The sequence below is a fragment of the Thermogutta sp. genome (assembly GCF_014359955.1).
GTDB lineage: Bacteria > Planctomycetota > Planctomycetia > Pirellulales > Thermoguttaceae > Thermogutta.
In genome coordinates, this window is sequence record NZ_JACIYL010000843.1 from 1 (window position 1) to 1836 (window position 1836).

Annotated in this window: 1 protein-coding gene; it reads right to left on the bottom strand. The window is 55.5% G+C overall.

What is annotated here, in order from left to right:
• Positions 1 to 1383, bottom strand: a 1383-nt coding sequence (gene malQ / locus H5U08_RS17490; protein WP_297036050.1) for a 4-alpha-glucanotransferase, incomplete at its 3' end; no start/stop codon positions are given.
• Positions 1384 to 1836 lie beyond the last annotated feature (453 nt).

Genomic DNA, 1836 nt, shown 5'->3' on the forward strand with positions numbered 1-1836 from the left:
GGCCAGTTCGATCATATCCCAACTGATCGTCTCCAGCTCCGCCCGGCAATATCGGCGAAGGCGAGCGATAAGTTCCGGATCGTCGCGCACCTCATGCTGGAACCAGCCCAGGCTCGTATCGTTGTCGTGGGTTCCGGAGTACATCACGGTGTCCGGGGCTACGCGGTCGGGGAGAAATTGATCCACCTTTGAGGGACCAAATGCAAATTGAAGGACAGCCATGCCGGGAAATCCGAACATTTTCCGAAGGGCGATCACATCCGGGGTAATATAGCCAAGATCTTCGGCGACGATCGGGAGCGTCCGCTTGTTGGAAGCCGTTTCTCGCCATGGACCTTCCCAGGATTTGAGGAGGACTTCGAAGAAATGGGCACCCGGGCCGGGGACCCATTTTCCGTGTTCGGCCGTCGGATGTCCGGCCGGGACGGACCAGTAGGCCGCGAATCCTCTGAAGTGGTCGACTCTTGCCAGGTCAACACGTTCGAAAACAGAGTGAAACCTCTCAATCCACCAGCGATAGTCGTCCCGACAGAGAATATCCCAGCGATACACGGGGTTGCCCCATAACTGACCTGTCGCGTTGAAATAGTCGGGCGGGACGCCGGCGACCTCCACTGGGCGGTACTCGTCATCCAGGAAAAAGTATTGAGGATGCGCCCAAACATCGGCACTGTGGTAAGACACGTAGATGGGCACATCTCCAAAGATCTTCACGCCCTGGCTAGCCGCATACCGGTGCAGGGCATCCCACTGCCGGCAAAACAGAAACTGCACAAAACAGTGAAATCGGTAGGTTTTCCGGAGCGTCTCTGGTAGATCTTTTCCGAGAGGATCAAATTCTCCACTTCGCAGTATGTCCAGATGTATGCCGGTTGCTTTGAAGTTCCACTCCGGCCAGGGAACACCAGGATATAGCTCTGCTAATGACTGGAAAGCGGCGTAAACTTTCAGCCACCAGGCCTCCTCGGTACAAAACCGCAAGAAGTGTTCCCAGAGTGGGTGATTCCCGTCAGACCTGTCGAAGCCGCTCATCGAGAAGGCATGCTGGAGGAGCCTTCGTTTCGCATGCGAGACGGTTTGGTAATGCACGGGGCTATCGACGGCCGTGACAGGTATTTCGCCATCGTTCAAAGCGGATGGTGGAAGCAGCCCTTCTTCCACAAGGAGCTGGGGAGAGACAAGCAATTCGTTGCCGGCAAAAGCGGAGACAGAACTGTACGGTGAGCCGTAGCCGTCCACGGGGCCGAGGGGAAGAATCTGCCAGTAACGTTGACCCGCTTCTGCCAGCCAGTCGACAAACGCATACGCGCTGGGACCCAGATCACCAATGCCAAATTGGCTGGGCAGCGATGTCGGATGGAGGAGGATGCCGCTTTCCCTCATAGAGACCTTTACAGTCCGGTGTCAAAAAAGTCTTCCCACGCCCCAGTCCAGTCCGTTTTGAGCCGCGCACTCCGCGGAGATTTCCCAGACTACCGTCCCACCACCGGTGGTAAGGTCTGCCCGCGTTGAGCCACTCCCTATCGAGATGGGTTATCGAATCATACGCTCATTGTAAGGCAGCGAGCGAATTTCGACACCCTCAGAAAGCCGGCTTTTGGGAAAGATTTCGGTTATGCTCAGCCGGGAGTTTGCATGTTAGTCAGGCTGGAACAAACCAACGAGCGACTTCACGAGCTCCGACTGCACAGGTGTTGCCGTGCTGAGCACAAACGCTATAGTGGGTGGCAGTTTTGTTAAAACGAGAGTTCCACAGTAGGGAAAGGGCAATGCCTCTGAGGACAACTCTAACTAGTCAGCGGTGGGGCGTCCGATTATAATTATTAAAATGATCAA